The following is a 25751-nucleotide window of genomic DNA, read 5'->3' as shown; positions in this document are numbered from 1 at the left end:
GCATGAAACCATCTTCAATATTTTAGGATAACCCGGGGGTCAGATGGCTTTATGCGTACAAGAGTTGAGGAGAAACGAACGATCAAAGCAGCCCTATGGGGAGTAGTGTTATTTGCAGCTGTACAATTGGCAGAGTCCGTTTTTCAGTTTCAAGTCATGGATAAAGATGCATTTAGGACAGTATTTATTCTTCTCAGCAGTTGTTGCGTAGCAGCGAGCTTTGCTATTTTTTCGCAAGGGTGGTTATTATTCTCACACAAACTTTCGCGGTACAGACTGTACACGGCCGCATTGTTTTTATGCGTGGCGGTATTTGATCTGTTGCAGACCATGAGTTTGATGGGAGTCTCCTTTTTCGGGTATGCGCTGACTCAGAATGATGCCTTGTGGCTGCTTATTTTATCGAGGATGCTCTTTGCAGCGGGAATTTTATGCATTTACAGTATGAAGGATTCGATGGTCTCACGGACACATAAAACCATTGTTTTTACGGTGACAAGCCTGCTGTTGGTTCTATCCATTGTACCGTTTGCGATTTTGAATCCAACAATGCCGGTACTGACCAACGAAGGAAGCATGAATGTTCTCATGAAGGTGGTTGGACTGGGAATCGTTGCCGTTTGTTTAAGCGGTATTGCTTCCATTGTATACCGCGGGCGAAAGGAAAGGGCCCCGTCTCTGCTCATCATTATTCGTGCCTTGATTTACATCGCTATAGGCCAGGGATTGATTATAAGCTCTGATAATACATACGACATCAATTATTTGCTAGGTGCCCTTTGCGGAAGTGTGTCATATTACTTGATGCTAAAAGGTGTTTACCGGTTGACCATTGAGGATCCATTCCGTGAACAGCAGCGCATCGAGGCCAAGATGAACTATTTGGCTTTTCATGATGATTTGACGGGATTGCCGAACAAGCGCAGATTGACCCAGCGTCTTGACAAACTAATGCGGGGAAAAGATACAGAGAAGTCAGGAATCGTGGTATTCAATGTGAACCGTTTCAAGAATATCAATGATTCACTTGGCCATCAGGCAGGTGACCGGCTGCTGCAGCTGGTGGGAGATCGCTTGAAACGGAATTCGCTTCCGAAGGAAGAGATTTTTAGCATGGGCGGCGATGAATTTGCACTTATCCTTCCTGCTCTTGTCAGTGTGGATGCGGCTATGAGCCGAATTAGGGATCTGCTTGCGATGTTCGAGAAACCCGTCACCATTGATGATTATGATTACCATATTTCGCTGTGCGCCGGCATGGCTGTCTATCCGGAAGATGGAGATACGGCAGAACAGCTGATACAGCACGCGGATACTGCGGTTCATCATGCAAAGGATTATGGGATCGACGTGCGTCATTTCGTGCCTTCGATGCAGCGGAAGGCGAAGGAAAGGCTCAAGCTGGAGAATGATCTGCGAAAGGCACTGGAACGCGGTGAGTTTTATTTGGAGTATCAGCCCCTGGTTCATCTGGAATCGACGGAAATCGTTGGAATGGAGGCGTTATTAAGGTGGAAGCATCCGAAACGCGGTAACGTTTCTCCGCAGGAATTCATTCCTCTGGCGGAGGAGAGCGGCTTGATCGTTCCGCTTGGCGAATGGGTGCTTCGTACGGCGTGCCAGCAGAATAAGCAATGGCAGGAGGCGGGGTATAAGCCGATTTGCGTATCCATCAACCTATCCATGCGTCAATTTCTTCAACCGCAGCTGGCGGATCAGATTGGCCATATTCTAAATGAAATCGGTCTTGATCCGAAGTATGTCGAGCTTGAAATTACGGAAAGCATGACATTTGACAAGGAGACGGCCTTCGATCAGCTGCACAGGCTTAAAGAGCTTGGGGTTTTCATTAGCATCGATGATTTTGGTACAGGCTATAGTTCTCTTCATTATCTCAAAAATATGCCGATTGACAGGCTTAAAATTGATCGATCCTTCGTACATGAGGTCATGAGTGATCATAACGATGCTGCCATTGTATCGACGATCACCTCCATGGCCCATCACCTGCATCTGAAAGTGACAGCCGAAGGAGTAGAGAATGAGGAGCAGCTTCGTTTTCTCAGGGAGCAGCGCTGTCACGAAGGGCAGGGGTACTACTTCAGTAAGCCGATCTTGCCTGAGGACTTCGAAAAGATGTTCTTACTTCATTAGAAGATGACTTGACATGGATGTTCTGAAAAAAGAGTTGCATATCCCGTTTATTCATGATATATTATTTCTTGTCTTCACTACCATGAAGTCGTGAGTAATTACGGGATGTAGCTCAGCTTGGTAGAGCACCTGGTTTGGGACCAGGGGGTCGCATGTTCAAATCGTGTCATCCCGATTTTCATATTGCGGGTGTAGTTCAATGGTAGAACTTCAGCCTTCCAAGCTGATAGCGTGGGTTCGATTCCCATCACCCGCTCCATACATAAAATATAACGCCGAAGAGGCGTTTTTTTGTTGGGCGGAAGTGTGGGAAGAGAACCCACGCGCGAGGGTACGACCGTCCGTGCAGGCTGCAATGAAAGTTCCCACCCAGGACGCGCGTCAACATCTACCTCTAATCGCGAGCCGGAGGCTCGTACTTCAATCCAGATGTTGAGTATTCCCATCACCCGCTCCATACATAAACCATAACGCCGATGAGGCGTTTTTTTGTTGGGCGGAAGTGTGGGAAGAGAACCCACGCGCGAGGGTACGACCGTCCGAGCTATTAAAAGAAGGTCGATGGATTTATTTATCCATCGGCCTTCTTTTGTGTTCTATGAAAATGAACTATACCATAACGCGTGTATGCCCCAGGAAATGCATGGCCGCCGAGAAGCCGGCGCCAATCATGGTTGCACGACTGCCCAGCGTGGAAAAGGCGATTTCGAGCTGCTGCTTGTGATAAGGCAGCGTCCGCTCTGCGACGACTTGCTGCATCGGTCCTTCAAGCCACTTCCTGGCATCGGAAAGCGCGCCTCCGATCACGATCAGCTCCGGGTTGAACCCGTTGATCAGATTCGTGAGTCCGATGCCAAGATAGGAGCCCATTACCTCAAATTGCTGACGTGCAGCCGCATTGCCATCAGCGGCAAGGCGGATCAGCTCCGGCGTATGATAGGCAGGCAGCTCCATCGCAGCCAGATCGTAGGCCTTCTCCGAAGCGTACAGCTCCCAGCAGCCCCGGCTGCCGCAGCTGCAAGGCGTTCCTTCCGCTTCGATACACATATGACCGGTTTCACCGGCGTATCCCCGCGAACCCTTATAAAGCTCTCCGCCGATAATGATGCCAGAGCCAATCCCTGACCCAGCACTGACATACAAAAGATGGCGGACATCTTCGCCACGCCCGAAATTCAGCTCGCCGAGAGCGCCACTGTTGGCTTCATTGTCGATAATGACGGGGATCGAAAAGCTCTCTTCCAGCAGTTCTCGCAAATGAACCTTCTCCCAGGAAAGGTTGGGTGCAAACAGTACAACGCCATCCTCATCAACCATGCCAGGAACGCCGACTCCGATGCCGACAACGCCGTAATGCGTCGTGGGAGCCATGGCAATCAAACCGGTTAGCATCGTCTTCATGTTCTCCAGCACAGAAGGGAAATCATGCTGATCAAGCGGCAGTTCAGTTTCATAAAGGACGGCTCCGTTCAAATTGCATAATACGGCGGTAAGGTGCTTAACGCGAAGCTCCATGCCAACGACACAGCCAGCCATGGCGTTAAAGTGCAGGATCAGAGGCTTGCGGCCGCCGCTGGATTCACCGGGTCCGGCCTCCAGTACAAGCTGTTCCTCCAGCAGTTCGGCAACCAGATTGGAGACGGTGGCTTTATTTAACCCTGTCATTTCCGATATTCTGGCGCGGGACAGCTCGGGATGCTTGCGAATGGTATGCAGGATTAAAGACTTGTTTATTTTTTTGACGAGTGCCTGGTCACCGGTAACTTTCACGTCCAACACATCCTTCAGAAACGTTTCGTTTTTTTCATATGACCCCTAGTCTAGTGTCTTCAACCGTAAATTGCAATATAGAAAACGGATGGTTGGCAACGGGGAGCGGGTTTCTCCTCACAGAAGGAGGATGAATAAAAAATGGAAATAAAAAAACTTAGTTTAACCAATATACAAAGTGGAAATGTTATGTTAGGATGTTGTTGTAAACGTTTGCGTTCAAGGAAATTTTAAGGAGGAGCATACACATGGCATATTTTGAAAACGTCGGAAAAATCAATTACGAGGGCAGTCGTTCAACCAACCCATTTGCATTCAAACACTATAATCCTGAGGAAAAAATAGCCGGCAAAACGATGGAGGAGCATTTGCGTTTTGCCATGGCTTACTGGCATACATTGACTGCAGGCGGCAGCGATCCCTTTGGCACGGACACGGCGGTTCGCGGCTGGGACCATCTCAGCGGAATGGATAAGGCGAAGGCACGCGTGGAAGCTGCATTTGAATTCATGGATAAAATGAATCTGCAGTATTTCTGCTTCCATGACGTGGATATTGCGCCTGAAGGCAGCAGTCTGAAAGAATTTTACGGCAATATCGATACGATTGTGGATTTGATTGAACAGGGCATGAAGTCCTCGGGCAAAAAGTTGCTGTGGAACACGGCGAACATGTTCACGAATCCGCGTTATATGCATGGTGCCGGTTCGACCTGCAACGCTGATGTGTATGCGCATGCCGCGGCTCAGATCAAGAAAGGCCTTGAAGTCGGCAAACGGCTCGGAGCGGAAAACTATGTATTCTGGGGCGGACGTGAAGGGTATGAAACCCTTTTGAATACCGATATGAAGCTGGAAATGGACAATATGGCGCGTCTGTTCACCATGGCGGTGGACTACGCGAAGGAAATCGGCTTTGATGCGCAGTTCCTGATCGAGCCGAAGCCGAAAGAGCCAACCAAACATCAATATGATTTTGATGCGGCTACAACGATCTCGTTCCTGCAAAAATACAATCTGGACCAGCACTTCAAGCTGAACCTGGAAGCCAACCATGCGACATTGGCTGGCCACACGTTCAATCACGAGCTGCGCGTAGCGCGGATTAACGAAATGCTGGGCTCCCTGGATGCGAACCAAGGCGACATGCTGCTCGGATGGGATACAGATGAATTCCCGCTCGATATTTATGACGCGACCCTGACTTTATACGAAGTGCTCAAAAACGACGGTCTCGGCAAAGGCGGCATCAACTTCGATGCGAAAGTACGCCGTCAATCCTTCGAGCCTGAAGATCTGTTCCATGCCCACATCGCCGGTATGGATACGTACGCCAAAGGCCTGAAGGTAGCGGCGAAGCTGATCGAAGACCGGGTGTTCGACGATTTTGTTGAAAAGCGCTACAGCAGTTTTAATGAAGGTATCGGCGCTGATGTAGTATCCGGCCGAGCTACGCTGGCTTCGCTGGCTGCTTATGCACTGGATAATGAATCACCGCGCAAAAACGAATCCGGACGCCAGGAAATGCTGAAGGCGCTTTTGAATCAATATATTTTGGCTGAATAAAACAACCAGGATCATTCTAGACATGCAGCGGAGGTTGCCAGAAGACAGCGTTCTTCGGCAACCTTTTGCTTGTTTAATGAGAATAAATTTGTCAGACTCTTAGACAAGAAAATACCTGAGGAGGCGAACCATGAAATATGTAATCGGAATCGATATCGGGACGAGCGCGGTTAAATCGGTGCTGGTTTCCGGAGAGGGCAAGGTTGTTTGTGAACATTCGGAAGGTTACCCGCTTTACAATCCTAAGCCAGGCTGGAGCGAACAGAATCCGGATGATTGGGCAGAACGTACCATTGTGAGCTTGCGCAGGCTGATGGATAAATCCGGCGCGAAGCCATCTGAAGTAGAAGGCTTGAGCTTTTCCGGTCAGATGCATGGGCTTGTCCTGGTAGACGGGGCGGGAAAGGTTCTGCGCCCGGCGATCCTGTGGAATGACACACGAACGGCATCTCAGTGCCGTAAAATTGAACAAACGCTTGGAAGCAAGCTGCTGGATATTGCACGGAACCGTGCGCTGGAAGGGTTCACGCTGCCGAAAATTCTGTGGGTTCAAGAACATGAGCCCGAAATTCTCTCACAGGCGGAGCATTTCCTGCTGCCGAAGGATTATGTAAGATACCGCTTGACGGGCAGTTTCGCGATGGATTACTCGGACGCGGCCGGAACGCTGATGCTGAATGTGGCGGGTAAAACCTGGAGTCCAGAGATATTGCAGGCTTTTGATCTGCCAATGTCTCTCTGTCCGAAGCTGGTGGAATCCTCCGAACAGACAGGCACGATGCTGCCGGATGTGGCGGAGGCCGCAGGATTGCTGCCATCGACGAAGGTATTCGCGGGCGGAGCGGACAATGCATGCGGTGCGATCGGAGCCGGAATTCTCGGAGAAGGCAAAACGATGTGCAGCATCGGGACATCAGGCGTCGTGCTCTCTTATGAAAGCCGCAAGGATATCAATCCGCAAGGGAAGATGCACTTCTTCAACCATGGCGAAGAGAATGCCTTTTACGTCATGGGCGTAACGCTCGCAGCGGGACACAGTCTTTCCTGGTTTAAAGACACCTTCGCTAAGAATTTAAGCTTTGATGGTCTGCTTGAAGGCATTGAAGAGGTTACCGCCGGAAGCGGAGGCTTGCTGTTTACGCCATATATCTCAGGAGAACGGACACCGCATCCCGATGCAGATATCCGAGGAAGCTTCATTGGGATGGACTCGGGTCATACCCTGAAGCATTTTGCTCGGTCGGTGATGGAGGGGATTACCTTTTCGCTGCGTGAATCCATTGATATCATTCGTCAGTCCGGCAAGGAGATTACGGAGGTGACGGCGATCGGCGGCGGCGCCCAGAACGAAACCTGGCTGCAAATGCAGGCTGATATTTTTAATGCCGCAATTGTTAAGCTCGAGAGTGAACAAGGACCCGCGATGGGAGCTGCGATGCTGGCCGCCTACGGCTGCGGATGGTTCTCTTCACTCGCCGAATGCGCGGAGCAGTTCATCCGTCCCGCCAAAACCTATGCTCCTAACAAGGAGCAGGTAGAGGTATACTCCGAGCTATTTTCGGTTTACCAAGATGTGTATGCGCAAACCCGCGGTTTGAACGAAAGACTTGCGGCTTACCGCAAATAAGATATAAAGTTGAGAGAGCTGAAGTGACAATTCCTGTGAGGTTGCGCTTTTCCGGCTGAATACAGGCCATGGGGGAAGATAGACATGTGGCATCGGATCGTCATGCTGCTGAATGATATTAAAATACGGAACAAGCTGCTGCTATCCTTCCTGCTGGCGGCTCTGCTGCCGGTTCTGCTGGTCGGAGGGTACCTCACCATCGAAATGAAGAAGATGGCCTTTCATAATGCGATGGAGCAAGCCTCCACGAACGTCGATCGAATTAAAAAAAGAACGGAAGAGGTCATTCGCGTTTCTCTCGATATTTCGTACCGTTTATCCAATGATGCCAGGCTCAAAAAGCTGGCCAACCGGCAATTTGAAAGCGTATACGATGTGGTCGAGGCTTACCGGGATTACCCGGATATGCGGGAATATTTGCGGCTCTATAAAGAAATTTCAAACATTCGCTTGTACACCGATAATGCGACCTTGCTGAATAACTGGGAGCTGATCAATGCATCGGATGAAATCAAAGCAAGCGATTGGTATCAAAATGCCCTTCAGCATGAAGGCATGGTCAGCTGGTGGTATATCGAGGATGAACGCGATCACAAAAAGTATTTGAGCCTGGTACGGACCATCGAGTTGGAAAGCCTGAAGAAATACGGCGTACTGGTGCTGAACGTGAATATCAACATGCTGAATTCGATCCTGAGCCAGGAGACCTTCGACACGATGATCGTGGACGACCGGGATTACATTATCGCGGCGAACCGGAGTGACTGGAACGATAAGAAGCTGACGGATATCTCGCTGGACAACAATATTATGACCCAAAGAAGCGGTACCTTCGAGGCAACACTCAACGGTATTCCTTCCAAGGTATTGATAGATGAGCTTAAGCCCGCCTCAAGTGAGAACGGGGTGCGCATCATCTCCGTGTTTTCGATTGGAAGCATCGTCAAAGAGCCGAACAAAATCATTGGGCTGGCACTGACGGTGATCGTGATCAGCATCATTTTGGCGTTTCTGCTCATCTATGGCGTCTCGTCTCTTTTCTCGCGACGGATGTTAAGGCTGAGCAAGCATATCAACCGGGTAGGACTCGGCGACTTCGATACAACGCTGCAGATTGACGGCAAGGACGAAATCGGCCTGCTTTCGCGGCAGTTTAACTCCATGGTCCGAAGCATTCATGATCTCATGGAGGAAGTCACACAATCCAATGAACAGAACAGGCTGCTGGAGCAAAAGCAAAGTGAGATCCGCTTTAAAATGCTGGCCAGCCAGATCAATCCGCATTTCTTGTTTAACGCGCTGGAATCGATTCGCATGGAGGCCCATATGAAAGGGCAGACGGAGATTGCGAGGATTGTCAGGCTGCTAGGGAAAATGATGCGCAATAATCTGGAGGTCGGCAATAACAAAATCCCGCTCCGGCAGGAGCTGGAGATGGTGCGTTGTTATCTGGAGATCCAGCAGTTCCGCTACGAGGACCGGCTACGATACGAATTCCATGTCGATCCGGATACGGAATCCCTGCATGTTCCGCCGCTCATCATCCAGCCGCTTGTGGAGAATGCGGTCGTTCACGGTCTGGATAACAACACGGAGGGGGCCCTCGTCAAGGTGGAGATCGTCCGGACAGAGGACGGAGCTAAGTTTACCATAACGGACAATGGCATGGGGATCACGTCGGATAGACTAAACAAGGTCATGCGTACGCTGGAAGATTCAGAGGAACGCGAAGGAGAACGGATCGGACTGCGCAACGTGCATGTCAGGTTAAAGCTCACCTATGGAGAACCGTACGGCTTATCCATTCACAGTAGTCCCGGCGAAGGGACCGAGATCTCCTTTACCATTCCTATGGAGGGATAATGCAGATGATTAAAGTGCTGATTGTTGACGATGAACCGAAGCTTCGCGAAGGCTTAAGAACATTGATCCCTTGGAATGAGAAGGGGTACAAGATCGTGGATACAGCCGCTAACGGACTCGAGGCTCTGGAAAAGTATGATATGTACAAGCCGGAACTGATCATAGCGGATATACGAATGCCCGGGATGGACGGTCTTGAGCTTATCCGGGAGCTGCGCGGCCGGGGGGCGGACAGCCATGTGCTTATCCTAAGCGGCTATGCCGACTTTGAGTATGCGAAACGGGCCATTACGTATCATATCGATGGATATCTGCTCAAACCGGTGGATGAGGATGAACTGATCTCCTATCTCGATCAACTGAGGGACATGATTATGAAGGAGCATCGTTTCAGTCAATGGCAGGAAGAGGAGCCGTTCCGCAACAGAGAAGCCATTCTGAAGGAATTGCTGCAGCCGGATCTTACTTTGATTAATGGCGATAATCTGCGAAGCCATGCTGAAGCATTGGGGATTCCTAAAGGACCATGTGAGGTAGCGCTGATAAAGTTGAAACGAATGGATGCCCCGGGTGATGCATTAGGGGGCGATATCCGTCAGGCATTGGAGCAAATGCTTGCCAGACATGGACTTGGTATGGTCTTTCCATACCCGCCTTATATAGGTATCCTGCTCACACATCCTTTGCTTAGCCATGAGGATGAACATGCATTGTACCAACGTATTGCTGATATCATCCATCAGGAGCAACTTGAATTCAGTGTGGCTGCCGGCGGAAGCGTTGGGGGAGCGGAGGCGGCTTACCTCTCGTTATCTAAAGCCTGCGAAGCGATGAAGCAGAGTTTTTTCAGTCCGAAGGAATCATTTATACGCGATCATGGAGCCGAAAGCTGCGAAGCTGCCGGGGAATCGCCGGATATGGATCATTCCGAAGCGGAAAACAAGCTGCTGCTGATCGTTGAAACGGGCAATACGAACAAACTGGAGCAACTTGTGACGGCGATGTGCCGCAGCATGTCGGCGGAGGGAATGGATGAACTTAAACTGAAGGAGCATCTGATCCGGCTCGTGGGAAGTATCCTTGCCAGGCTGGAGTCCGCACACCCTGACATGCGTTCTTTTTTGGCAGAGCATGCGACACCCGTAGGAGCATTCTATCAGAGCGGCCATATCAGCGATCTGATCGAGTTGACGGTTTCTTTTTTTCGTAATGTGTCCGAACAGATCAATCGGGAAAACCGGGGCAACGACATACAGCGGATGATCGACCTGATTCACCGGCGTTATCAGGAAAATCTGAAGCTCGAAGCCCTTTCCGATTTATTTAATTACAATAGTGCTTATCTGGGGAAAATGTTCAAGAATACGACGGGCGAATATTTCAACACTTATCTGGATAAGGTGCGGATGCAAAAGGCAAAGGAATTTCTGGAACAAGGCATGAAAGTCTATGAGGTGGCCGAGAAAATAGGCTACATGAACCCGGATTATTTCAATATGAAGTTCAGAAAATATGTCGGAGTATCTCCAACCTCTTACCGTAAGGGAAAATGACGGTAGGAGGTTTTTTTTGTTTGGGGGAATGTGTGATTTACTTGGTAAAATGTCTAATTTGTATATGATTTTATATCTAATTATGAGGGTACTGCAATCGCTTACATAGGTTTAAAATAAGGGCATAGAGAGGAGGGCATTACCATTGAAAGCGGCAACAATCATACCAGACAGCACTCCGGGCAACAGAGAAAAGCCCCAAAAAACACCTCAATCACGAAAACGTTTTTGGAGAACTTTTAAAAACCAGAAATATCTGTATTTGATGTCACTACCATTCGTCATTTGGGTGTTCGTGTTCAGTTACCTCCCTTTGTGGGGATGGACCATGGCATTTCAAAAATATAAGCCGGCGCGCAGCTTCTTTGAGCAGGAATGGGTGGGTTTCGAGCATTTCAAAACCCTCTTCCATGATGACCAGTTTTTACTGTCGCTGCGCAATACGCTGGCGATGAGCTCCATGGGACTGATTGCAGGATTTGTTTTCCCGATTCTGTTCGCCATACTGCTGAATGAGATTCGCCTCAGTTTCTTTAAACGTTTTGCACAAACGATTTCGTATCTGCCTCACTTTGTATCATGGGTTGTGGCCGCAGGCATTGTGACCAAGATGCTGTCGACCGATAATGGTCTGGTCAATGATGTGCTGATGGGACTCGGCTTCATTCATCAACCGATCCAATTTATGGCTCAAGGCCATCTGTTCTGGGGAATCGTTACCTTGTCGGATGTGTGGAAGGAAACCGGTTGGAACGCCATTATTTATCTCGCGGCAATTGCAGGTATTGGCCCCGAACTCTATGAAGCAGCCCGGGTGGACGGTGCAAGCCGCCTGCGCCAAATTTGGCATATCACGCTTCCTGGAATCCGGCCGACCATTATCGTCCTGCTCATCATGTCTGTCGGCAACCTGCTGAACATCGGCTTCGAGAAGCAGTTCCTGCTCGGCAACAATCTTGTCACGGATTATTCGCAAGTGCTGGATCTGTACTCTCTGAAATACGGTCTCGGCATGGCACGGTATTCCTTCGGTACGGCCATTAACATCTTCAACTCGGTGATCAGCGTCGCGCTGTTGTTCACCATTAACGGCATATTCAAGCGCACAACCAAGGAAAGCCTGCTGTAAAAGCATTTTACGAACATGAACATAGCAGCTACTACGAACTAACATCCATGGAAAGGGGGAACGTGAGTGTGGGCAAAACAGCGTTAGCGCACGGCAAGTCCTGGTCTGACCGGATCTTCGATGCGCTGGTGTTCATTATCGTACTTCTCGTTGTCGTGATCACTATCTATCCGTTCCTGAACGTGCTCGCCATCTCGTTAAACGATTCCATAGACAGCGTGCGCGGAGGAATCACCATATTTCCCCGGCATTTTACCTGGGATAATTATATTAAGATTTTTACATTCAGCGGTTTGATAACAGGCTTCAAAATTTCGGCGCTTCGCACGATCGCGGGTACGCTGCTAGGACTGTTCAGCGCTTCCATGCTGGCTTTTACGATCAGCCGGGAAGATTTCCAGGGACGCAAGTTTGTATCCACTTTTCTTGCCCTGACCATGTATGTTTCCGGGGGATTGATCCCGACCTATATACTGATGAAAGACTTAGGGCTTATGAACACATTTGCGGTTTATATTCTGCCTGGCATCGTAAGCGCATTTAACGTATTTGTAATTCGTTCCTTTATCGATGGCATTCCTTATGCGCTTCAGGAATCGGCCAAGCTTGACGGGGCCAATGATTTTACGATTTACTGGCGAGTGATTCTGCCGCTTGCCAAACCGGCACTGGCGACCATATCACTTTTTCTGGCGGTAGGACAGTGGAACGCTTGGTTCGATACGTACTTGTATAATGGATCAAGCGAATCGCTTACGACGCTTCAGTATGAACTCATGAAAGTACTACAGAGTACGACGGCCGGCAGCGGCGGAGATTATCGTACCAATCTCGTCACGTCAACCGTAAATCAGGTCTCGCCGGAATCGATTAAGATGGCCATCACGATTATCGTGACCGTTCCGATTCTGCTGGTATATCCTTTCCTCCAGAAGTATTTTGTCAAAGGCATGACGCTGGGTGCGGTGAAAAGCTGATCGCTGCTGGGAAGCTAACGGTATCATCGGGGGTGCTCCGCAAGGCCCCTGTTATACGAATAGATTGTTGTCCGAGGGAATAACGAGAACTAAAAACCATCAGGAGGGGTGTAAGTATGGAAAGCGCAAGAAAAAGAAAAACGAAAGCTTCCGCTTTACTGCTCATTTCCGCACTGTTTGTCGGCATGCTTGCCGGCTGCGGGGGAAGCGGCAATGAAACGGCGGAAAAAGGCAACGGAACAACCGGCACGGCACAAACGGCAAAAGACGATAATTCACCGATGACATTATCCTTTTTCAGTTCCGACCCGAGTCCGAACTGGACCGGTATGAAGGATCAAATCGGCAAGATCATAACCGAAAAAACAGGGGTTGCGCTCGATGCCGAATTCGCTGTCGGCGATCCGCAGCAAAAAGTTGCCCTGATTGCTTCCAGCGGTCAATATCCTGATCTCATCAGCGCCAAAAACGATCTCAACAAGCTCGTTGACGCAGGTGCCATGCTGGATCTGACGGACCTGATCGACAAGTATGCGCCGAATATTAAAAAAGTGCTGGGCGATTCGATGAAACGTGCCCGCTACAGTGACGACGACCATGCGATTTATGCCATTCCTACTTATGCTGGCGTGGATATGCAGAACTTTAAGGTCAGTGGTGGATTTGAGCTTCAGCATCGTGCGGTTGCCGAAGCGGGATATCCGGAAATCAGAACCGTGCAGGATTATGAGAACGTTATCAAATCCTACATCGAAAAGCATCCAACAGATGAAAACGGCAATAAAAACATCGGTTTGACCTTGAACGCTGATGACTGGTATATGTACATCACGGTTACCAATCCGGCTTTCTATACGACCGGATCCCCGGATGACGGCGAATACGCCATCGACGTGGATACGCAAAAGGTAACTTATCACTTTAAACGCCCTGTGGAAAAGGAATACTTCCGCTGGTTGAACCATATGAACGATATCGGGCTTCTTGATCCGGAAAGCTTCGTGCAGAAGTATGACCAGTACAAAGCGAAAATCGCCACCGGCCGCGTCGTCGGTCTGATCGACCAAGACTGGGCATACGGGGACGCCGAGAAAGCACTGAAAACAGCGAAGAAATTCGATCAAGGTTACGGCCATTATCCGGTTACAATGTCCAAAGAATACCAAGAAACTTCATTCTGGCCTACGGGCTTCATGGCCGGATACGGCATCGGCATCAGTAAAGATTGCAAAGACCCTGTCCGTGCGATCAAGTTCCTGGATTACCTTGCCTCCGATGAAGCTCAAGTGCTGATGAACTGGGGCGTGGAAGGAAAAGACTACAACGTTGAAAACGGCAAACGCGTCATTCCGCAAGAGGTTCTTGACCGTAAAGTGAATGATGCGACGAACTTCACGAAAGAAACGGGCATCGGCTTGTACCAAACGCTTGGTGTCCACTATGGCGACGGCGTGAAGGATTCGACCGGAAACTACTACACCACGAATTTCCCTGAACAAATCGTGACAGAATTCAACGATGTCGAGAAGAAAACGCTGGCAGCTTATAACGTAAAAACATGGAGAGAATTGTTCCCTAAAGAAGACGAGTTCAAAGTCAGACCTTGGGGCGCAGCATGGAACATCAATATTCCTGGCGACAGCGAAATCGTCGTTCTGGATAACAAGCTGAAAGACATCACATGGAAGAGAATTCCTGAGGCTATTCTTGCGAAACCTGCCGATTTCGATAAAGTATGGGATTCCTACATGAATGAGCTGGATAAAGCCGGCGTAGACAAAGTGGAAACCATGCGTGAGGAGCTGGTGAAGCAGCGCGTGAAGCTGTGGAACGAATAAGATTTGAGACTTTGAGATTTCGAACGAGATAAAAGACATGTGGCGGGAAGTTTTGGCGCTTGGCGCCGGGGCTTCCCGCTCATTACTAGAGGGACCTGAAACAGCACATAAACAGATCAACGGATATCCTTGGGTGATGGAGATTCCGAGGAATAGGGGAAAGGAAGTGCGGAATTGATCAATCAAAAACTGCCGAAAATGTGGTACGGGGGAGACTATAATCCGGAGCAGTGGGGTCCGGAAGATTGGAAAGAGGATCACCGCATGTTCAAGCTGGCCGGGATTGACGTGGTGACCATCAACGTGTTCTCCTGGGCACTCAATCAACCAGGGGAAAATACGTACGATTTTGCTTGGCTGGACGAAACGATGGACCGGCTGCATGCGGAGGGGCTTGGCGTGGTGCTTGCCACCAGTACGGCTGCCCATCCCGCTTGGATGGCCAAAAGACATCCGGATGTAACAAGGGTTGATTTCTATGGGCGAAAACGTACCTTTGGCGGACGTCATAATTCCTGCCCGAACAGCAAGACGTACCGTAAATATTCCGGCCGAATCGCCGGCAAGCTGGCGGAGCGGTACCAAGACCATCCGGCTCTGCTGCTGTGGCATGTATCGAACGAATACGGAGGATATTGCTACTGCGACAACTGCGCCACCGCATTCCGCGTTTGGCTTCAGGACCGATACGGTACGCTGGACGCGGTCAACAAAGCGTGGAATACACGCTTTTGGGGACACACTTTTTACGATTGGGACGAAATCGTTCTTCCGAACGGGATGAGCGAGGAAGGGGAAGGCAATGTCAGCGCGTTTCAGGGCATTTCCTTGGACTTCCGCCGGTTCATGTCGGACAGCCTGCTGGATTGCTACAAGATCGAGCGGGATGCGATCCGCGAGCACAGCAAGGATGTCCCGATCACGACCAACCTGATGGGCACCTTCCCGCAACTGAACTATTTCGACTGGGCCAAAGAAATGGACATCATTTCGTGGGACAATTATCCTTCGCTGACGACGCCTGTGAGCGAAACGGCGATGGTGCATGATCTCATGCGCGGACTTAAGGATGGGGCACCGTTCATGCTGATGGAGCAGACGCCCAGCCAGCAGAACTGGCAGGCTTACAACTCCCTGAAGCGTCCAGGCGTCATGCGGTTGTGGAGCTATCAGGCGGTAGCGCGCGGAGCGGATACGGTCATGTTCTTCCAGATGCGCCGCTCAATCGGAGCCTGTGAGAAGTATCACGGCGCGGTCATCGAGCATGCGGGGCACGAGCATACGCGCGTATTTCGCGAGGTTGCCGAACTCGGCCAAGAACTGATGCAGCTTGGAGATATGCTGCTTGATGCGCGCTCCGATGCTAGAGTCGCGATTCTATACGATTGGGAGAATCGCTGGGCGATTGAGCTGTCGAGCGGTCCTACCGTCGAATTGCAGTATGCGTCAGAGGTCCATAAATATTACGACGCTCTCTTCAAGCAGGGCATTCAGGCGGACTTGGTCAGCGTGGAAGCCGATTACAACCAGTACGACATCGTAATCGCGCCGGTAATGTACATGGTTAAAGCCGGAGTTGCCCAAAAAGCGGAGAAATTCACGGCTGCTGGAGGAACCTTCGTTACGACCTTCTTCAGCGGCATCGTCAACGAGAATGATCTTGTGACCGTCGGGGGTTATCCGGGAGAGCTCCGCAATCTACTGGGAATCTGGGCAGAGGAGATCGATGCGCTGCCCGCTGGCCAGTACAATCAGATCGTAATGAAGAAACCGTTCGGGAAGCTGGAAGGCTCCTACAACTGCGAACTTCTCTTTGATCTGATCCATGCGGAGAGCGCAGACGTGCTGGCTGAATATGGATCGGACTTCTACAAGGGCATGCCGGTTTTGACGGTCAATGCCTTCGGCAAAGGCGAAGCCTATTACGTGGCTACGAGCGCATCCGCTGAATTCCTGCAGCCGTTCTTGAAAAAACTATGCGAGGATCGCGGAGTCGAGCCTTTGATCCAAGAGGTTCCACCGGGGATTGAAGCCACCAAACGGGTAAAGGGAGGACGCTCATTCTTGTTCCTTCTGAACCATAACGCGGAGAATGCTGCCGTGATCCTTGGCGACGGCAAGCATCGGGATCTTTTAACAGGTTCCATTGTTCAGGGGACAGTTGAACTTTCGGGCCGCGGCGTCATGATTCTGGAAAAGGCATGAACCTGGTGACCGTTGGTCAAACCAATAAAGACCATTCCTGTTGGATCAGGGATGGTCTTTTGCCTTTTCACGGGAATATCTTTTCAGCGAGCGTCTTTTCTCCTGACTGTGAAGACATTTGGAATTCCGGTGTTATTGGACCCAGCCGCTGCGAATGGCAAGGACTACGGCCTGCGTTCGGTCTTCTGCGCCTATTTTTTGCAAAATGCGGTGAACATGGGTTTTGACGGTACTTTCGCTGATATGCAGCTTTCCGGCAATGTCCTCATTTTTGAGACCATAGGCCATTTCTTGCAGTACTTCGAGTTCCCGGTCGGTCAGAGGGTCAGGCAGCTTGGAAGCTTCGTTTTGCTGAACCGACGGGGATACGGATCTGTGAAGGGCTTCTGAAATGATCTTGGCCGCGGCAGAAGTTCGGTAAATCGCTTCCCCGCGGCTGGCAGCCCGGATGGAACTAAGCAGCTCTTCCGGCTCGGCATCCTTCAGAAGATATCCTACGGCCCCGGCGCGGATGCCTTCGTACACGTATTCCTCCAAATCGAAGGTAGTCAGGATGATTACCTTGCAGGAAGGCAGCAGTTGCTTCAGTTCGCGCGTAGCTTCAATGCCGTCGAATTCAGGCATTTGTACATCCATAAGAACGATATGGGGGTGCTCTTTGAGGGCAAGGGAAACCGCTTCATGGCCGTTGCCGGCGTCTCCGCACCATTCCATATCTTTTTGAGCCTTAATGATAAACCCGAGTCCGTGCCGGATCAGGGGCTGATCGTCCGCGATTATGATGCGAATCCTTTCAGATGGCAGGTTAATCATCTCCTTTTACTGTGACTGCCTTTCTTGGAAGCCGTACCGTAAGCTCCAGTCCATGGGGATGAGCAGGCAGAACGGACAGGGAACCTCCGGCTGTTTCGCATCTCCCTTTCATGGCGGTAAGTCCAAAGCCGGGTTTCATATCGGCTCCAGCCAGGCCGTCATCCCGGATGGTCATGATGACATTGTCTTTTTGTCCGGTCAGGTGGACGCTGGCATCGGTGGCTTTGGCATGACGTAAAATATTGGTCAGCGCTTCCTGCAGAACCCGGTACAGGACATGAACGTGTTCAGGGGGTATTGCTTGATAGCCTTCCGCCGTAAAAGAAACCGGAAGTCTGTTTTGTTCGCTGAAGCTTTCGGTCAACTTCCGCAGTTCATGAAGGCCGATACCTTGATGCGCAAGTCCCATCTCATGAACGACCGATCTGACGTCCTGCAAGCACCTTCGGGCAATGTCAGTTACGTTCCTGAGCGTGGACATCGTCTCCTCTGGTGAAGTTTGAATCATATAAGGCAGCGCCTGCAGCTGCACGATCACAGAGGTTAATCCGTGCCCGATGCTGTCATGGATATCCGCGGCGATCCGGCTTCTTTCTTCCAGGACTGCATAACGGAGTGAGCGTTCTGATGCTTCTTCCAGTTCCTGATGCGCTTGGTGAAGCTGGGCATACGCATTCTCCAGCTGCCGATGGGCTAGCGTCAGCTCCTCGAGATGCCGTTCTTTCATGAGCCGCGTTTCTTTTCGGGATTTTCCGCCCCAAAACATCAGATAAATTGCCGCAAGCCCGATGCAGTGCGCGAGTACCGACTCCGGATTCAGCCCTTCGGCATAATAGAGGATCGCCGCTGCAATAACTGCGATTGCCGCGGTATATATGGCGGAATATGCGGAAGGCAGCCTATATGTCGCCCATCCGGTCAGGAAGATGATCACCGTATAAATCATCCCGTTTAGACCGAAGGCCAGCAGGACCGACAAGGCGCCGATGCCGACAACCAATGCAGCGGTAAGTGAGATTCCTATTCCTTGAACGGCCCTGGGCCACCACTGCAGGCACATGCAGACGATGATTAACAGCGCACCGGGAAGAGTGGCATGAAGCGGCGCGTGAATCAGGCTTTGAATGATGGAGTATCCCAGCAGCAGACTCAGCAGCAAGTTTCGCACGCGGGATGCGGATCGTATGATATGTTTTTTGTCGTGACCATCATTCATGGCGAGCTCCTTTGTCACCCTGACGTTTGGGAAATCAGTTATTGTATATTTTCGCTTATTGCTAAAAATTCAATGCAAATCCGGCTTGCAGCCGTGGGGACCGCCCATGGTACATCGTCACATGCTGCGACGGGTCATCAATGCTTGGTAGCGCTGATAAATGATAAAGCGGCGGGCACAGATCGAGCCTAGCGGGATGAACAGCAGGGCGTTTGCCAAGCTGACGAGGGAATGCGTCTGTCCCCAATGCTCGGCAATCATCCGAAGGACCAGTACGGCGATGAAAATAAGAATGCTAACCATCGATCCTTGGACGGAGACACTTCCATCCTGACGAATCCGCATTTTTTCCAGTTTACCTCTTACTACGCCAAGCGCCAATCCCACCACGGCACATACAGCATACAAGCCTATTGACGCTGGATCAATTGTATGCCATTGGACGGCAGGGAATACCATCGAGGCCCACAGAACCGGCATAATCCACATGGTTGCCGGCTTGACGGTTCGTTCCCGACCCGACATCCACAAGACCAGTACGATTATAATAATATAACTAGTATAGTTGTTCATCGTTTACCACCTCATGATTTTTATGTGATACGTACAGAATATCAGTAGTGGTATTAACGCGAGTCCTTCCGGATACTGATTTTCACACGGCCGCATACATCTGGAGATGTACGACTGCCGTTTTCCGGGCTTTCCATCTTCAGTAAAATTTGTTAAAATGGCATCAAGCATCTCATTCTAATGAAAAGAGGTAACCACACATCCGATGGATACACATGACTGTTCTCTCTAATCTGCATGCCAACATCAAAATGTTGCACACAGGCAGTCTCTGCGCCCGGCGTAGGGAAGAGGAATAGGAGTGCTATGTCTATTTTAGGGGACACGTGGACCTTGATTCATGAAAGCGGAAATGCTTATTTTTCTGCGTTTTCAAGTGTTCAAATGCGTGGGTTGCTTTGAGCTTTAACGTTCATGGCGTAGACTCCGTATGTCCGCTTATTCAGCATAGGCATCATCTCATTTCGAAACCCTACCGTAGGCCGTCTGCCTGCGGTTTTTTAGATATAAGGAAGTATCAACTCCGAAGAGAACACATCCTTATATCGCAAGAAAAACTTCCGCTCAACGCGGTCTGTCTTCTGTGAATGTACGTCGACAGATGTTTTTCTAATTTCATACCAAAGGGTGATGCATATATGATGAATATCGTAAAAACGAAAAATATAACCAAAGAATTTAAAGGGAAAACCATCTTCGAACAGGTGGATTTTGAAATATTTGCAGGAGAAAGACTCGCTCTGTTTGGTGTGAATGGTGCAGGCAAAACGACGCTGTTGAAGGTGCTTACCGGGCAACTGGCGCCGGATCATGGCACCATCGAACGCGGTTTGCCGCTGGAGCAGTGGGGAATGATGGAGCAGAGCTCGGACTCTTTGATGGCCCTTACTACGCTTGCGGCTGCCGGCTTCGACAGCGGGGAGCTATGGGAATTGAAGCAAAGAATCGTGAGGTTGGAAAAAGAGCTCGCGATTCCTGAATCGTCCGCAGAGAGTCGGCTGCTCGAGACATATGGACAAACGATGGAACGTTATGAACAGATGGATGGATTCCAATGGGAGATTGAAGTGGAGAAGGTACTTACCATGCTGAACATCGGGGAGGAATTATGGCAGGTTCCTTTTGCCGACTTAAGCGGTGGGCAGAAGACAAGAGTCAGGTTAGCCGCCCTGCTCGTCAAGCGCCCCGCATTTCTGCTGCTGGATGAGCCGACCAACCATCTGGACAGCGATAGCATGACCTGGCTTGAACAATGGCTGAACCGTTACGACGGTACCGTCTTGTTCGTCTCCCATGACCGGACCTTCCTGGACCATGTCGCGACCGGCATTTGCGAATTATCAGCATCTGGCGTCAAAAAATACAAGGGCGGCTATACGGATTATAAACGGGAGAAGGAGCGGGAACTTCGGGAGCAGGAGACGCTCTACAAAAAGCAAAAACAGGCGAGGGAAGCACTGGAGGAATCCATACGCCGATATCAGGAATGGTTCAAACAAGCCGAAAAATCCGCCGACAAAAATACGGAGACCAAAGCGGCCACTCCTTATTACAAAGCGAAGGCGAAAAAGAATATTTCCAGATACCACGCCAAGCAGAAGGAACTGGAGCGGTTGGAGAGCAACAGCGTGCAGAAGCCGAGGGATGCTTCAAAAGTGAACATGCAGCTGGGCGACGGAGGCTTTGCTGCCCGCGTCCTTCTTAGGCTCGAGCGGCTGTCTTTTGGATATGGAGAGAAGGACCTGTTCAACGGCCTTGATCTCATATTATCCCGTGGAGACCGGCTGGCGCTGAGGGGGCCTAACGGAAGCGGCAAATCGACGCTGCTGAAGCTTGTTCTCGGTGAACTCGAGCCGGACCGCGGCAGGGTTTGGGTTCATCCGGGCGTAAGCACGGGGTATTTTTCGCAGGAGCTTGAGGGCTTAAGGGAGGAAGAGACGCTGCTAGATAGTTTGCTTCGGCTTCCTGATATGACGGAGACACAAGCCCGTACAATCTTGGGCTGCTTCCTGTTTTCCAGAGAAGATGTATTTAAGCGCATCGGCGACCTGAGTATGGGCGAGAAATGCCGGGCAGCCTTCGTGCAGCTCTATTTCAGTGGAGCCAATCTGCTGGTGCTCGATGAGCCGACGAACTATCTTGACATCTCGACCCGGGAGGTCGTAGAGGAAGCGCTCAGTGCGTATCCGGGAGCGCTGATGGTGGTTTCGCATGACCGCATGCTCGTCCGGAAGCTAGCCAACCGTCTATTGAACCTTTCCCCTGAAAAGGAGCCGGAGCTGTTTGAAGGAACGGTAGAGGAAGAAGAAGAACGTTTGGCAAGGCATGGTGGAGTGGGCAGAGAGGAAACGGACCGGGAGAACCGCAGACTCGAGCTCGAATGGGAAATTGCAAGACTGCTGGGCAGTGAGGAATCGGAAGGAAGTCAGGAACGCATACAGCAAATCCGAGTGCTGAGAAAGGAATTAGAGAGTCTGTAATCATTCGAGGCGATTCTTGGCAGACTTGCCAGAGCCGCCTTTTTTACTTATAATAGTTGACTATAGTGTACAACATGAATATAACGTCATAAGATGCAATTCAACAACAGTTCTAAATGCCATGATGGAGACAAGTAAGCAGTGCCACTTTACAGGGAGGAGACGCCGCAGATTGAGAGCGTTTCTACAGTAACAGGCTGCCGAAATTCCCTCCGGAGCTGTTCCCTGAACCTTTTGTCCGCATGTGTGGACGTATGACAGTAGGGGATACCGGTCTCGTTCCGTTACAACGATCAAAGTGAGAGCAAGCTTTTCGGTGTCCCGGCATCGGGTGGAAGGCTGTTCTAACAAGGGTGGTACCACGGTCTTTTCGTCCCTTTCCGGGAGAAAAGGCCTTTTTTGTTTTCTATGGAATATGCGGTACGTTTTATTTTGAGAAGGAGGCAGGAAGAGATGAAGGAAAAACTCGAAGCGCTGCGGCAGGAGGCCCTGGATCAGCTGCAAGGAGTAGAAGATGTGCAGAAGCTGAATGACCTGCGCGTCAAGTATTTGGGTAAAAAGGGTGCACTTACTGAAATTTTGCGGGGCATGGGAGCCCTGAGCGCGGAAGAGCGTCCGGTCATCGGCCAGGTTGCCAATGATGTGCGCGGGGCGATTGAAGCCGTGATCGAATCCAAGCAGGAAGCTTTCCAAAAGGCAGAAACCGAACAGCGTCTGCAGGCGGAAAAGATCGACGTTACCCTGCCTGGCCGCAAAATGGCGCAGGGCGGCATCCATCCGCTGAACAAGGTCATTGAGGAAATTGAAGAAATTTTCATCGGAATGGGATATCACATTGCCGAAGGTCCCGAAGTAGAAACGGATTATTACAACTTCGAAGCCCTGAATCTGCCGAAGAACCACCCGGCACGCGATATGCAGGATACCTTCTACATCACGGAAGAACTCTTGATGCGTACGCAGACCTCTCCCGTACAAATCCGCACCATGGAAAAAATGCAGGGTGAAGTGCCTGTCAAAGTCATCTGCCCGGGCAAGGTGTACCGCCGCGATGATGATGATGCAACGCACTCCTTCCAGTTCAACCAGATCGAAGGTCTGGTCATCGGCGAAAATATCCGCATGAGCGATTTGAAAGGCACGCTGCTTCAATTCGTTCAGGAAATGTTCGGTCCGAACACCCAGATCCGTCTACGTCCAAGCTTTTTCCCGTTCACGGAGCCAAGTGCGGAAGTCGACGTAACCTGCGTAAAATGCGGCGGCAGCGGCTGCCGGATGTGCAAGCACACCGGCTGGCTGGAAATCTTAGGCTGCGGCATGGTCCATCCGAAAGTGCTCGAGATGGGCGGCTACGATCCGGAGAAATACAGCGGTTTTGCATTCGGCATGGGCGTGGAGCGGATCGCGATTTTGAAATACGGCATTGACGATATTCGTCATTTCTATAGCAGCGACTTGGCATTTTTGAAGCAATTTGCCCGTCAGTAAAGCGAATAAGGTAAAGAAGGAAGGGACCCGGAATGAAAGTGTCAACAGAATGGTTAGCGGACTATGTTTCGCTTGAAAATGTGGCAGCCGCGGATCTGGCTGAGAAGATTACACGTGCGGGGATTGAAATCGACGAAATCGAGAACCGCAACAAAGGGATTACGAAAGTCGTCGTCGGCTATGTGAAGAGCAAAGAGAAGCATCCGGATGCGGATAAGCTTAATATTTGTATCGTTGATGCCGGCCAGGAGGAAGAGCTTCAAATCGTTTGCGGCGCCAAAAATGTGGATGCCGGTCAAAAGGTGCCTGTGGCACTCGTAGGAGCCAAGCTTCCAGGAGGTCTGGAAATTAAAAAAGCCAAGCTGCGCGGCGCACTGTCGCAGGGCATGATTTGTTCAGCAAAAGAGTTGGGAATGAATGATAAGCTCCTTCCAAAGGAGCAGCAGGAAGGCATTCTGGTTCTGCCCGAATCGACACAGATCGGAACCCCGATCGGCCAGGTCCTGGGACTGGATGATGAGGTGCTGGAGTTTGATCTGACGCCTAACCGTTCCGATTGCCTGAGCATGATCGGTGCTGCATATGAGGTCGGAGCCATTCTTGGCCGCGACGTTAAGCTTCCGGACCCCGCGAAGGAACTGGTTGAAGTCAGCGATACCGCAGCCGACCATATTTCTGTGAAAATCAGCTCTCCCGAGCATTGCAGTCATTATGCAGCCCGTTATATTACCGGTGTACACATCGGTTCGTCGCCGCTGTGGATGCAGAATCGCTTGATGGCTGCAGGCGTGCGCCCGATCAATAACATCGTCGATATTACCAACTATGTCATGCTGGAATACGGTCAGCCGCTGCATGCGTTTGATGCCGACCAGCTGACGAACGGGGCAATCGACGTCCGTCTTGCCAAGGAAGGTGAAACGATGGTCACGCTGGATGGCCAGGAACGGAAACTGGAGCCGCATATGCTGCTTATTACCGACGGCGTTAAGCCTGTCGCTCTGGCAGGCGTGATGGGGGGGCTCAATTCCGAAGTGACGGACAGCACGGTGAATATCTTGCTGGAATCCGCCAAATTCGATGGCGGTACCGTACGCAAGACGTCGAGACAGCTCGGACTTCGCTCCGAAGCAAGCCTGCGTTTTGAGAAGGAAGTGGATCCGGGTGCCGTTATTCCGGCATTGGATCGTGCGGCTGCGCTGATATCCCGTTATGCTGCCGGAACCGTCCATAAAGGCATCGTGGAATCCGAATCTGCGTCTGTGGAAGACAAAGTGATCGTGCTATCCTTCGATAAGCTGAACCGTTTCCTCGGAACCGATCTCTCTATGCTTGAAGTGAAAACCATCTTCAGCCGTCTGCATTTCAGTTGTGCAGATACCGCGCAGGGCATTCTGGAGGTTAAAGTGCCTACACGCCGCGGCGATATTACGAGCGACGTGGATCTCATCGAAGAAATTGCCCGCTTGTACGGGTATGACAACATTCCGACAACAGCGATCGAGGGACCAACGACACCGGGGGCCTACACGAAGCCGCAGGCGCTGCGCCGCGATGTGCGCAAACTATTCACGCATGGCGGATGGCAGGAAGTGATCAGCTACTCCTTCACGCATCCGGACCTTACGGCAATGTTCCCGGCTTTGACAGAAGGCAGTCATGCGATTAAGCTGGCCATGCCGATGAGCGAGGAGCGCAGCGTGCTGCGTACCAGCATTATCCCTCAGCTATTGGATGTTGCCGCTTATAACGCAAACCGCAAGCAAAATGATCTCGCCATGTTCGAGATGGGGAACGTCTTCTACAGTCAAGAGGAGCGACTGACAGCTCAACCTAAAGAACTCCCTGTATTGTCACTCTTGCTCTGTGGAAGCCGTGGACAGAAGCAATGGAATCAAACGCCGGAAAAAGTAGATTTCTTCGATCTGAAGGGCGCGCTGGAAACCGTGTTTGAATATCTCGGACTTCAGGACTCGATCACCTATGTGGCCAATCAGCCGCAGGGCTATCATCCGGGCCGATCCGCATCTGTATATCTGACGAATGACGGCGGCGAACAACTGCTGATCGGTACACTGGGTCAAGTGCATCCGCAGCTTCAGCAGGACCGTGGTCTAGGAGATATGTATACGGCGGAAATCCTGCTTCAACCGCTGTACGACTATGCGGATGGTAATATCCGCTACCGTGAGCTTCCTCGCTTCCCGGCTTCCGAGCGTGACATCGCCGTGGTCGTTGATGAAAGTGTTGAAGCGGGAGCAATGCTCTCCGTCATTCGCGAGGCTGCTGGCGAATTGCTGCAGTCCGTACAGGTATTCGATGTATTCACAGGCAGCAAACTGGGTGAAGGCAAAAAGAGCGTTGCTATATCTACATTGTATCGCCATAACGAGCGTACGCTCACGGATGAAGAGGTTTCATCCGCGCATGCAGCCGTTGTCAGCCAGCTTGAGCAAACTTTTCATGCGGAATTGAGAAAATAGCAGGAATTGAATGAAGT

At 50.7% G+C, this 25751-nt stretch carries 16 protein-coding genes, 2 tRNA genes and 1 other annotated feature; of the genes, 14 read left to right on the top strand and 4 right to left on the bottom strand.

Annotated elements, in window-relative coordinates:
- The first annotated feature begins 51 nt into the window (after positions 1–51).
- From GRF59_RS11235 to GRF59_RS11225, 3 genes are all read left to right on the top strand, one after another.
- Positions 52–2154: a putative bifunctional diguanylate cyclase/phosphodiesterase gene (locus GRF59_RS11235; protein WP_160497640.1), complete on the top strand. Its 2103-nt coding sequence runs from the start codon at positions 52–54 to the stop codon at positions 2152–2154.
- Between the two features lie 101 nt (positions 2155–2255).
- Positions 2256–2329 (top strand) — tRNA-Pro (locus tag GRF59_RS11230).
- A 10-nt stretch (positions 2330–2339) separates the two neighbouring features.
- Positions 2340–2413 (top strand) — tRNA-Gly (locus tag GRF59_RS11225).
- A gap of 350 nt (positions 2414–2763) precedes the next feature.
- On the opposite strand, the gene GRF59_RS11220 is transcribed toward GRF59_RS11225, so the two are convergent.
- Positions 2764–3924: an ROK family protein gene (locus GRF59_RS11220; protein ID WP_160497639.1), complete on the bottom strand. Its 1161-nt coding sequence runs from the start codon at positions 3922–3924 to the stop codon at positions 2764–2766.
- Positions 3925–4172: 248 nt separating this feature from the next.
- On the opposite strand from GRF59_RS11220, the gene xylA reads away from it, so the two are divergent.
- The 8 genes from xylA (at position 4173) to GRF59_RS11180 (ending at position 16681) form a co-directional block, all read left to right on the top strand.
- Positions 4173–5489 carry a xylose isomerase gene (gene xylA, locus GRF59_RS11215; protein WP_160497638.1) on the top strand — a complete coding sequence of 439 codons (1317 nt, stop codon included), beginning with the start codon at positions 4173–4175 and terminating at the stop codon, positions 5487–5489.
- 130 nt (positions 5490–5619) lie between these two features.
- Positions 5620–7116: a xylulokinase gene (gene xylB / locus GRF59_RS11210; protein WP_160497637.1), complete on the top strand. Its 1497-nt coding sequence runs from the start codon at positions 5620–5622 to the stop codon at positions 7114–7116.
- A gap of 84 nt (positions 7117–7200) precedes the next feature.
- A complete protein-coding gene (locus GRF59_RS11205) occupies positions 7201–8979 on the top strand; it encodes a cache domain-containing sensor histidine kinase (RefSeq protein ID WP_160497636.1) in 1779 nt (592 codons plus the stop codon).
- 5 nt (positions 8980–8984) lie between these two features.
- Positions 8985–10532 (top strand): response regulator transcription factor, encoded by a 1548-nt coding sequence (locus tag GRF59_RS11200; protein ID WP_160497635.1) that lies wholly within the window; start codon positions 8985–8987, stop codon positions 10530–10532.
- A 163-nt stretch (positions 10533–10695) separates the two neighbouring features.
- Positions 10696–11661: an ABC transporter permease gene (locus tag GRF59_RS11195; protein WP_341480067.1), complete on the top strand. Its 966-nt coding sequence runs from the start codon at positions 10696–10698 to the stop codon at positions 11659–11661.
- Between the two features lie 68 nt (positions 11662–11729).
- Positions 11730–12638, top strand: coding sequence for a carbohydrate ABC transporter permease (locus GRF59_RS11190; RefSeq protein ID WP_341480044.1), 909 nt, complete (start codon positions 11730–11732; stop codon positions 12636–12638).
- 116 nt (positions 12639–12754) lie between these two features.
- Positions 12755–14476 carry an ABC transporter substrate-binding protein gene (locus GRF59_RS11185; RefSeq protein ID WP_160497632.1) on the top strand — a complete coding sequence of 574 codons (1722 nt, stop codon included), beginning with the start codon at positions 12755–12757 and terminating at the stop codon, positions 14474–14476.
- Between the two features lie 174 nt (positions 14477–14650).
- On the top strand, positions 14651–16681 hold the full coding sequence (locus tag GRF59_RS11180; protein ID WP_160497631.1) for a beta-galactosidase: 2031 nt from the start codon (positions 14651–14653) through the stop codon (positions 16679–16681).
- 132 nt (positions 16682–16813) lie between these two features.
- On the opposite strand, the gene GRF59_RS11175 is transcribed toward GRF59_RS11180, so the two are convergent.
- The 3 genes from GRF59_RS11175 to GRF59_RS11165 form a co-directional block, all read right to left on the bottom strand.
- The gene (locus GRF59_RS11175) at positions 16814–17485 is read right to left on the bottom strand and encodes a response regulator (protein ID WP_160498235.1); all 672 of its coding nucleotides are present in this window, start codon (positions 17483–17485) and stop codon (positions 16814–16816) included.
- 1 nt (position 17486) lies between these two features.
- The gene (locus GRF59_RS11170; protein WP_160497630.1) at positions 17487–18710 is read right to left on the bottom strand and encodes a sensor histidine kinase; all 1224 of its coding nucleotides are present in this window, start codon (positions 18708–18710) and stop codon (positions 17487–17489) included.
- Between the two features lie 117 nt (positions 18711–18827).
- The gene (locus GRF59_RS11165) at positions 18828–19283 is read right to left on the bottom strand and encodes a CcdC protein domain-containing protein (RefSeq protein ID WP_160497629.1); all 456 of its coding nucleotides are present in this window, start codon (positions 19281–19283) and stop codon (positions 18828–18830) included.
- 641 nt (positions 19284–19924) lie between these two features.
- On the opposite strand from GRF59_RS11165, the gene abc-f reads away from it, so the two are divergent.
- The 3 genes from abc-f (at position 19925) to pheT (ending at position 25734) form a co-directional block, all read left to right on the top strand.
- A complete protein-coding gene (abc-f, locus tag GRF59_RS11160; RefSeq protein WP_237391713.1) occupies positions 19925–21763 on the top strand; it encodes a ribosomal protection-like ABC-F family protein in 1839 nt (612 codons plus the stop codon).
- A 112-nt stretch (positions 21764–21875) separates the two neighbouring features.
- Positions 21876–22144: a binding site (T-box leader), on the top strand.
- Positions 22145–22216: 72 nt separating this feature from the next.
- Positions 22217–23251 (top strand): phenylalanine--tRNA ligase subunit alpha, encoded by a 1035-nt coding sequence (gene pheS / locus GRF59_RS11155; protein ID WP_160497627.1) that lies wholly within the window; start codon positions 22217–22219, stop codon positions 23249–23251.
- A 32-nt stretch (positions 23252–23283) separates the two neighbouring features.
- Positions 23284–25734, top strand: coding sequence for a phenylalanine--tRNA ligase subunit beta (pheT, locus tag GRF59_RS11150; protein WP_160497626.1), 2451 nt, complete (start codon positions 23284–23286; stop codon positions 25732–25734).
- The last annotated feature ends 17 nt before the right edge of the window (positions 25735–25751 follow it).

It is taken from the genome of Paenibacillus dendrobii (assembly GCF_009807035.1).
Classification (GTDB): Bacteria; Bacillota; Bacilli; order Paenibacillales; family Paenibacillaceae; genus Paenibacillus_AQ; species Paenibacillus_AQ dendrobii.
This window is presented reverse-complemented; position numbering and strand designations above follow the sequence as displayed.